Origin of the sequence: Microcoleus sp. PH2017_08_TRC_O_A, assembly GCF_020738665.1 — a bacterium.
Taxonomy (GTDB): domain Bacteria; phylum Cyanobacteriota; class Cyanobacteriia; order Cyanobacteriales; family Microcoleaceae; genus Microcoleus.
Window position 1 is genome coordinate 1 of record NZ_JAEQCE010000148.1, and the last position, 9364, is coordinate 9364.

The 9364-nt window shown below is 46.7% G+C and carries 7 protein-coding genes and 1 pseudogene; 6 read left to right on the forward strand and 2 right to left on the reverse strand.

Going from position 1 to position 9364, the window contains the following annotated elements; translation table 11 throughout:
- Positions 1 to 99: 99 nt before the first annotated feature.
- Positions 100 to 360 (reverse strand): annotated as a pseudogene (locus JGK22_RS31795) (class I SAM-dependent methyltransferase); the annotation flags it as partial.
- Between the two features lie 100 nt (positions 361 to 460).
- Between JGK22_RS31795 and hemH the strand changes: the two are divergent.
- Positions 461 to 1624, forward strand: coding sequence for a ferrochelatase (gene hemH, locus JGK22_RS31800; protein WP_293184056.1), 1164 nt, complete (start codon positions 461 to 463; stop codon positions 1622 to 1624).
- A gap of 407 nt (positions 1625 to 2031) precedes the next feature.
- Here hemH and JGK22_RS31805 read toward each other — a convergent pair whose 3' ends face one another.
- A complete protein-coding gene (locus JGK22_RS31805) occupies positions 2032 to 2643 on the reverse strand; it encodes a DUF4126 domain-containing protein (protein WP_293184070.1) in 612 nt (203 codons plus the stop codon).
- Positions 2644 to 3122: 479 nt separating this feature from the next.
- Here JGK22_RS31805 and JGK22_RS31810 point away from each other — a divergent pair, with 479 nt between their 5' ends.
- The 5 genes from JGK22_RS31810 (at position 3123) to JGK22_RS31830 (ending at position 9263) form a co-directional block, all read left to right on the forward strand.
- Entirely contained in the window at positions 3123 to 4409 is a 1287-nt protein-coding gene (locus tag JGK22_RS31810) for a Glu/Leu/Phe/Val dehydrogenase (RefSeq protein WP_293184058.1), read from the forward strand.
- Positions 4410 to 4806: 397 nt separating this feature from the next.
- Positions 4807 to 5370 (forward strand): COP23 domain-containing protein, encoded by a 564-nt coding sequence (locus tag JGK22_RS31815; RefSeq protein ID WP_293184061.1) that lies wholly within the window; start codon positions 4807 to 4809, stop codon positions 5368 to 5370.
- A gap of 31 nt (positions 5371 to 5401) precedes the next feature.
- On the forward strand, positions 5402 to 6187 hold the full coding sequence (locus JGK22_RS31820; RefSeq protein WP_293184063.1) for a serine protease: 786 nt from the start codon (positions 5402 to 5404) through the stop codon (positions 6185 to 6187).
- Positions 6188 to 6519: 332 nt separating this feature from the next.
- The gene (locus tag JGK22_RS31825; RefSeq protein ID WP_293184066.1) at positions 6520 to 7575 is read left to right on the forward strand and encodes an RRXRR domain-containing protein; all 1056 of its coding nucleotides are present in this window, start codon (positions 6520 to 6522) and stop codon (positions 7573 to 7575) included.
- A gap of 26 nt (positions 7576 to 7601) precedes the next feature.
- A complete protein-coding gene (locus JGK22_RS31830; protein WP_293184068.1) occupies positions 7602 to 9263 on the forward strand; it encodes a trypsin-like peptidase domain-containing protein in 1662 nt (553 codons plus the stop codon).
- Positions 9264 to 9364: the final 101 nt, after the last annotated feature.

Consider the following 9364-nt stretch of genomic DNA (forward strand, 5'->3'; position numbering starts at 1 on the left):
AATTTGGAGATGTTCCAATTCCCAATCAAAATCCCAGAAATCATTTTCGGCTCCAATCTCGCATTTTTTCTCGTCTCATACCCTGATTCAGCAACGCCGCACATTTTTTCTTGCCCGTTGCAGCGATAATGGTGAAGCGTCAAGTCCTGTGACATCCTGGGAATATTGCACGAGAAATTGCGTAGTTTGACCGCTACCGCAACAAAGGTCTAAAACTTTAGTTTTCGCGCCCAGGGTCACATTTTCCAAGGCTAGCTGCCTAAAACGAGTTTCGCCACCTACGCTCAAAGCAGCCAGACGCGCGATCGCATCGTACAGCCACTGATACCTATAACTTAAATCTCTCAAAATTGTTGCCATATTCAAAATTATGTATATCTTGCTATCGACTTAAGATATTATTAAGTTATATGATAAAAATAACTAACAGAACTGAGACGATGGGAGAGGCGTAACCGCTATGGGCCGTGTAGGAGTATTACTATTAAACTTGGGCGGGCCCGATCAAATCGAGGATGTCCGTCCTTTCCTGTTCAACTTGTTCGCTGACCCGGAAATCATTCGCATTCCGTTTCCGTGGATGCAGAAACCGCTCGCCTGGTTGATTTCGACTCTGCGTTTTAAAAAATCCCAGGAAAACTACCGCCAAATCGGTGGCGGCTCTCCTTTGCGGCGGATTACCGAAGAACAAGGCTTGGCGCTGCAAGAACTTTTGCAGTCTAAGGGACAAGATGCCAAAGTATATGTGGGGATGCGTTACTGGCATCCTTTTACTGAAGAGGCGATCGCCAAAATAAAGCGCGATCGCATCGAACAATTGGCAATCTTGCCATTGTATCCTCAATTTTCGATCAGCACCAGCGGTTCTAGCTTCCGACAGCTAGAAGAAATGTGGAACCAAGATCCAGATCTCAACCAGATAGAATATACCGCGATTCCTTCTTGGTATCACCGACCAGGCTACCTTCAGGCAATGTCGGAATTGATCGCCCAAGAATTAGATAACAGTCCAAATCCCGATCGAGTTCACATCTTTTTCAGCGCCCACGGCGTCCCCCTCAGCTACGTAGAAGAGGCTGGAGACCCATATCAGCGGGAGATTCAAGATTGTACTCGTCTGATTATGGAACATTTGAATCGATCGAACGAACATACACTAGCTTACCAAAGTCGGGTTGGCCCGGTGGAATGGCTCAAGCCTTACACCGAAGAAGCGATTACCGAATTAGCAGAAAGTGGAGTTCAAGATTTGTTGGTAGTTCCAATTAGTTTTGTTTCCGAGCACATCGAGACTCTGCAAGAAATTGACATGGAGTATCGAGAATTAGCAGAAGAGTCGGGGATTGAAAATTTCTACCGAGTCCCTGCATTGAATACTCATCCGGTATTTATTGAAGCCTTGGCAGATTTAGTAATCGAGTCGATAGAATCTCCCAGCGTTAAATTTGCGGATGTGATACGCCCTTCCAAGAAAGTTAAAATGTACCCTCAAGAGCAGTGGGAGTGGGGTTTGACGACGGGGGCGGAAGTCTGGAACGGTCGTGTAGCAATGATTGGTTTTATAGCATTAGTGATCGAGTTAATTACGGGTCAAGGCCCGCTACACTCGATCGGCTTGCTTTAGATCTTTAGGTGCAGATGAAGCCTGCAATCCGAACCAACAGCAGACAAAGAATCTCAACATAAAACCCGCCCCGCGCATCTAAAAACCGCAAGAGGGCGGTTTTTGTATCGAGATTAAATTCATTGAATAAAAGGTACGTAGTTGCGCTTCAGCGCTCCGAAAGGTACGTAGTTGCGCTTCAGCGCTCCGAAAGGTACGTAGTTGCGCTTCAGCGCTCCGAAAGGTACTCTTGCTTTTATATAACGATCGCGAATTAAATAATTTACACAAAGAAAGTGGGATTGGCCAGAAGATCTCGTCCTTTCTGGACGGGCGGGACGCCCATCCCACAATAACAATAAAGATTGTAAGTTATTTAATTATCATTCCTAAGAAAGAGCGCTCAAGCGCAACTACGTACTTAAAAATTAATCTGGATTGCGCTTGTGGCGGCGGGGATTTCCCCCATCCCCCGGTACTCCCTGACTTCTGTACCAGCAATACCACTCCTTAGAACTGCGAATAGCCAACCACAGCAGCAGCATAGCAATTAACGCACCCTCTTTCGGGGCGTCAAAGGCAAACAAAACCAAGGAAATACACAGAACATCTTGCAGGAAAATCACCCAAATCGGTAAAATATGTAGTCGGTAAAGCCATCCTGCTTGTACCAGTTGCAGCACTAAAGCCAGCAAACCTCCGACAATACCAATGATGCACAGCATCCCAGGGTGAAGAATCATTTCGTCGATCGCACTTACCTGAGCGATCGCAATTCCCATAATTGCTCCTACAATAGGACTAAAAATAATTTGCACAACTTGCAGCACCCGCTGTCCGACAAAGGTTTTAGAAGCAAATACCTCCAACAGCGACCAACTCACCAAGATAGATATCACCACTTGGGGGTGAACGCGAGACAATAGAGGTATTTCTGACCAAAGTTTGTCAATCCGCAACAAACCAATCAACAGCAGGGGAAGGGCAATTCTCATACCCCCCGCCGCAGACGCAGAGAGCGCGGCTAGGAGTCCAACCATCATAATAATTTAGTTTATAGCGTTTGCTAAAGCGTCGAAGATTTCAGAATATAATTCCCCTGGTGGCTGGCGGTGATTTGAGCGATCTCTCCTCAAATAGCTGCTTGAGCTTAAATATCACCCTCTATTTTAACTGTATCTGCTGAATTGCTGCTTGGGACTGCCAGATTGTCGATCGACAATCAGACAGAAGCCACTTATACAGTTATTGTAGAAGGTAGAAGGCAGTTATCCAGAATCAAACCGCGATCGTGATTAAATTAGAAAGTATCGAAAAACCAGCAGTTAAGCCAAAATAATTAAATTTAAAATACCACCTAACCCAGAGCTTTCCGGCAAATTATTCTCCTATCTTCCCTCTTTCTTCTTCCTTCTTCCTTCTTCATTGTTCCTTTTCCCGTCTTTCCTCTTCCTTCTAGCTTCTTCCTTCGGTCAACTGTCAACTGTCAACTGTCAACTGTCAACTGTCAACTATTCTTATGTCTGAATCATTATTTGCCGATGCCAGCCGCCGACTAGAACGAGCCTTAAAATATGTATCCCTTTCCGAGGATACTAGCGAGCGGCTCAAATATCCCAAATCCAGTTTAATCGTATCAATTCCCGTGCGGATGGATGACGGTTCCCTGCGAATTTTCCAAGGTTATCGAGTGCGCTACGACGATACCAGAGGCCCGTCGAAAGGAGGAGTGCGCTACCACCCGAAAGTATCCCTCGATGAAGTGCAATCACTGGCATTTTGGATGACATTTAAATGTGCAGTGCTCAACATACCCTTTGGAGGAGCCAAAGGCGGAATCACAGTCAATCCCAAAGAATTATCCAAACTCGAATTGGAAAGATTGAGTCGGGGTTACGTAGATGCGATCGCAGATTTTATCGGCCCAGATGTCGATATTCCCGCACCGGATGTCTACACCAATCCCATGATTATGGGTTGGATGATGGATCAGTACAATATTATTAAGCGGCAGCTCAGTCCGGCGGTTGTGACAGGTAAACCAGTGACAATCGGTGGCAGTTTAGGCAGAGATACCGCTACCGCCACCGGCGCTTTTTTTGTAATTCAAAATCTCCTACCCAAATTTAACCGAACTCCGTGGGAGACAACGGTAGCCGTCCAAGGTTTTGGTAATGCCGGAGCCGAATTAGCAGAATTGCTCTGGAAAGCAGGTTACAAAGTTGTGGCTGTCAGCGATTCCCAAGGGGGAATTCATGCGAAACAAGGGCTGGATATTCCCAGCATCCGCCGCTTCAAAGAAGCTAACAAAGGTATCAAAGCTATTTACTGCGAAGGTTCTGTCTGCAATATTGTCGAACACGAAATCTTGACAAACGAGCAGCTTTTAGCCTTAGATGTAGACGTGCTGGTTCCAGCAGCTTTGGAGAATCAAATCACTGCACAAAATGTCAATGATGTCAAGGCTAAGTTTATTTTTGAAGTAGCAAACGGGCCGATAGATTCTGCTGCTGATTTGATTTTGGAAGCGCGGGGAATTCAGGTGTTCCCGGATATTTTAGTCAATGCCGGGGGCGTGACGGTGAGTTATTTTGAGTGGGTGCAAAATCGCAGTGGGCTTTATTGGACGCTGGAGGAAGTCAATCAGCGGTTGCAGCACAAAATGGTTGAGGAAACTGAGGCAATTTGGACAAAATCTCAGGAATTGTCGGTTTGTATGAGAACTGCTGCTTACGTGTACGGTTTGCAACGACTCGGAGAAGCTATGAATGCGAAGGGAACGCGGGATTATTACTTAAATGGTTGACGGAATGCTGGGAAGTGCGATCGAACGAACAGGCTAGAAGCTTGTTCCACAACAACAGGCTAGAAGCCTGTTCCACAACAACAGGCTAGAAGCTTGTTCCACAACAACAGGCTAGAAGCTTGTTCCACAACAACAGGCTAGAAGCCTGTTCCACAAAAAAAAGATTGAATATGATTGTGGGGCGGGCTGCGGCGAGGCTCAGAACAGGTAGCAGCTAATTATCAAAAATTTGGTGGACGCAGATTGACTAATATTATTTGATAATGTAAAGTAAAATGTTAAGGGTCGCAAGATTTAAAAACTATGTGCGGCAAGGGGTCTCCTGTGAACTCGATCGAGTTTAACGGGAGAGAACGTAAAAAAAATTCCAATCATTAAAACTATATAGGCTACTCTAATGAGACAACCTTTATTTGGCAAGCTCGCCGCGGCAGCGATCGTTATAGGTACATCGGGTGTTTTTTCGCAGCCGAGCCAAGCTCAAACCAGAAATCAATTTTTCTGCGGGATTAGCGAAGGCAAACCAGCAACCATCGTCCGCACGGCCGCTAAAGGCCCCGTACCGCTGATAGTTTGGAACAATGAAGCTTTTTCCGGTTCAGGTTGGACTCCCAAACGGCGCTGCGAAGACGTATCGGCTAGATTTCAACGGTTTAACGATAACGGTCAACTCCGATTCATGAGAGCGGGGACTTTCAATGGTCAACAAGTATTGTGCGTCGATAGAGTCAGAGGTAGCGGGAACTGTTCGAGTGCTGAAGCAATAGTGCTGACAGTACCCCGGCCCAACAATGCCAACCAGATTCTCGAAGAAATGCTCAACACCCGCAACCGCGCCTCCAAGCAGCCGCTTTACCTGAGTGGGGAAAAGCAACTGGTAACATACGAAAATGGCTTTGCTAACGTCAATCTCAATCAATGGTTTGAAAACGAACTACCAGACAACGAGCGTTTGTGGTAAAAGTAGCAAAGAAACTGCGAGCTAAACAAACATGGATTGGCGTTCACTAATCTTGGCAACTTGTATCAGTGGCATCTCAATGATTTTGCCTGCACAACTTCCGCGTGCCAAAAATTTCTTAAAACAGATGCCAGTCGAAATGTCGCAACAGCAATTGCAGCAACAAGCTGAGTCTATCGCTGTTAGGGTGCGATCGTCTGGACAAGTTGCCGGAACGGGAATCGCCATTCGCAAGCAGGGTTCGCAGTACACCGTACTGACAAACGAACACGTCCTCAAAGCCGGCAAGGCTCCCTACCAAATCCAAACCCCAGATAATAAAATTTACCCTGCAATCTTCGTCAAAGACGCTAATTTTAAAGGCAATGATTTGGCGTTGTTGCGCTTTACTAGCAGCGTTGAATATACCACTGCTAAGCCGGGTGCCGTACCAAAAGTTGAGGATGCAGTATTTGCAGGTGGGTTTCCTTTGACAGAAGAAGGTCAAAAAGACCGAGGATTTGTCTTCAAAACTGGCAAAGTTTGGCGAGTGTTAGATAAAGCTTTGGAAGGTGGCTATCAAATTGGTTACACCAATGAGATTGAAAAAGGGATGAGCGGCGGGCCGCTGCTGAATGTTCGCGGCGAGGTGGTGGGGGTTAACGGCGTCCACGCTTACCCGCTGTGGGGAGACCCATACCAGTATAAAGATGGCACTGAACCGAATGCAGCGCTGCGAGAGCAGATGAGTAAGTACAGTTGGGGAATTCCGATCGACACTTTTAAGCAGCTAGCACCTTCAGGGCTGGAAATGACAACCAATTCTGTGAAAAAATAGGCGCGATTGAGTGTGCGATATTTCGTGCTTTGGCTTGGTGGCGATTTGAGCGATCGACAATATATACAAACCCGCCCTACTATTCCTTAAACTAAACTAAATAATTGGACAGTCACTAACCCCAGCTATCAAGGCGTGGGGCTTGAAAGAGGAAGACTCACCACCTTCTTGATTCAAGACTAAAACAGTGTCTAGCCTACGTCCTTAAAAGACAGACTGAACTGCCTGGGAGTGGTATCCTGCAAGACGTTAAGAATGCCTCTCTAGTTTTTAACCGCTCTGGCAGTCAGTGGCGAAGGGAAATATACACCTAGAAATAGGACTTACCGTAAATGTTTGTACCCGTTGTCAACAGTGAAAATAGACCGTTAATGCCGACTACCAACGCCCGTGCTAAGCGTTGGATCAAATCAGGCAAGGCAACACCATTCTGGAAAAAAGGAGTATTTTGCATCCGACTAAATGCAGAACCTTCAAATCACAACTATCAACCCATAGCGGTTGGCATCGATCCAGGCAGCAAGCGCGAAGGATTTACCGTTAAATCCAAATCGCATACTTACTTAAATATCCAAACTCATGCAATTGATTGGGTAAAAGACCGTGTAGAGGTCAGGCGCAATATGCGACGATCTCGTCGATTTCGGAACACGCCGTGCCGCCAAAATAGAGCTAACAGGCTGGTTAACAAAAATCGTATCCCCCCATCCACGGCATCAAGATGGCAGTGGAAGTTAAGGATAGCTAACTGGTTGACATTGATGTTTCCGATATCGACATTTGTTGTAGAGGACATCAAGGCACAAAAGAGGAAAAACGGATCGCCCGTGTGGAATGTATCGTTTAGTCCTTTAGAAGTGGGCAAAAAGTGGTTTTACTGTGAGATTAGAAAGATTGCCCATCTTGAGATTAGATCGGGAAACGATACTTATGAGCTACGTCAAAGTTTAGGACTAAAAAAATCCAAACAGAAGCTATCGAAGAAGTTTGAGGCTCACTGCATTGATTCTTGGGTATTAGCTAATTGGTATACAGGGGGACACATTCAACCTGATAATACCAAGCTAATAGAAGTAATCTCTCTTGAGTTTCATCGCAGGCAACTCCATCGTTTGCAGCATTCTACAGGTCATATCCGCTCTCGGTACGGTGGCACTTTAAGTGCGGGGTTTAAGCGTGGTTCGATCGTTAAACATCCTAAATATGGGTTCTGTTATGTTGGCGGATGGCAAGAATCTCCTACAAAGAAAGAACCAGACCGAAAAACAATTAGCTTGCACGAGTTAAAAACTGGCAAGCGTCTAACTCAAAACGCATTACCCCCAGATTGTAAGTTTTTGGCTTACAACTCGTGGCGCATTGCAAACATTGTAAAGCCGTCCTTCTAGGACGGGGTTTCAAACCCATTTTTCTGATGACAAAATTTTATAGCAGAATTTCAACAACATTGGTAGGGGCGGTGGCGATCGTCGTCTCAGTGCAAATTCTGCCAGCACCAGCACTAGAACGAACCGAAATCGGGGAAATTGCTAAAAAATTTACAGTAATGATCGCTGGCGACTGTCAGGGATCGGGATCGATAATTGAGCGTCAAGGTGAAAATTATACTGTCCTCACAGCCAATCACGTCGTAGCAACTACTGGTGAATGCTTTATTCAAACTGGCGACGGTATGCGTTACAAAATCTACGAAGCGATAAACGTGCCGGGAACAGATTTAGCAGTGTTGCAGTTCCAAAGCAAAAATAACTACGGAGTCGCTCAAACTGCGACCTCTGCAAATTTGCAGCCTGGGTCAACAGTTTATGTAGCAGGCTATCCCAGTCCCGGACAATTTGATACCAAACGCGGCTACCGCTTTTACCCTGTCAACGTCAACGGTAGAGCCCCCGGCTCTCGTGAAGGTTACGAACTATCCTACGACGGCGCATCTCTCCCCGGTATGAGCGGCGGCCCGGTTCTCGACAGCAACGGCCGTGTGGTAGCAACTCACGGTAAAGCTGACGTGCGGCTTCAACAGGCTGTAGAGAATTACGGCGTTCCTTTTGAGATATTTCTGGCGAGACGGAACCAAATAAGGGGCGACGTGCGATCGACCTCAGCCCAGAATCCACCCGTGCAAATAGCACCGCCACCGCCGATAACGCCAGCACCAGCACCCGCACCAGCACCAGCACCCGCACCAGCACCCGCACCCGCACCCGCACCCGCAGCCCAGCCGCCGGAAGTACAACAGTCGCAGGCTTTAGTGCCAGCACCGGAACGCATCGCAGCGAGGGAAGCGCTATCACCTGCGGAGTCGGCAATTAGTGCGATGGTGCGCGGCCAGCAAACCTATGTGGTTCGCAACCACGATTTTCTCAATTCTGTGGGGTCGATCGCCAAAACCTTTAGTATTTTATTGCCACAGGATTACAACTTTGCAATTCGCACCACTACCAGAGGCGCTTTTCACTATGCAATACCGAAATCTGCGGATATGAAAGCTTATGTCGGAGCAATTTTCTTGGAAGAAAACGCCAGTTTAAAGAATCCGGTGACTATCTCCATTGTCTGCGAAGCCACCACACCAATCAATGTTCGCCCTTCCGATCCGACTTACGGCAGAAATAATTTAGTTTGCGGTGTGGGTACCCAACGCAAGACTGCTAGCAGTCTGCCGCAGCAAAACGTAGCAACCCAGACTGCACCTGCGACAAGGCCTGCACCTACTCCCGCAGCCAGAGTAAATCCACCTCAAACTAGAGCCGCAGGGCCGATCGGGTTTTTGAGTTTAGTGAATGTTTGCAATACTTACGACCTCAGCGGTCAAAGTCCTCACCAAGAAAGAGCTTTGGAGTGGTTGCAGGGCAGGATTCCCGCGCCAACCATGCAGAAATTTGCTGAAGAGTGGCGCACTCAATTGATAGCAAGAGTCGGTAACAGGCCGATTAATTTGGTCGATGTTTGCAAAGTGTACGATCGCGCCGGCCTCCACCCGCACCAAAATCGGGCTTTGGAATGGTTGCAGCAGCAAATTCCCAAGGAAACGCTAACAGATTTCGGCAAAAAGTGGCAAAATCAAGCCGGTTCGTAGGGGAGCATTCTCCTGTTGATTGATTTACTGAATTTTGCTGCAATTATCTGAATAATGTGTTAAACTAGCAGAATATTCAGCATTATTCACTTTTGGATAAC